Annotated in this window: 1 protein-coding gene; it reads left to right on the plus strand. The window is 44.1% G+C overall.

The genetic code is table 11. From position 1 onward, the window contains the following. Window positions 1–261, plus strand: a 261-nt coding sequence (locus QP324_RS12100; protein WP_284816232.1) for a formate--tetrahydrofolate ligase, incomplete at both ends; no start/stop codon positions are given.

The raw sequence follows: 261 nt of genomic DNA on the forward strand, positions 1-261 counted from the left end.
GGTCCTGTGATGGGGATTAAAGGTGGCGCAACAGGTGGTGGTTACGCACAAGTATTACCAATGGAAGAAATCAATTTGCATTTTACTGGTGATATGCATGCGATTACGACAGCCAATAATGCCTTAGCTGCGTTACTAGATAATCATTTACAGCAAGGAAATGAATTAAAGATTGATTCTCGACGGGTGATTTGGAAACGGGCAGTGGATCTAAATGATCGTGCGCTCAGACAGGTCGTTGTTGGTTTAGGCGGTCCTTTC

It is taken from the genome of Corynebacterium sp. UMB0012 (assembly GCF_030216265.1).
In the GTDB taxonomy this organism is placed as follows: Bacteria; Actinomycetota; Actinomycetes; order Mycobacteriales; family Mycobacteriaceae; genus Corynebacterium.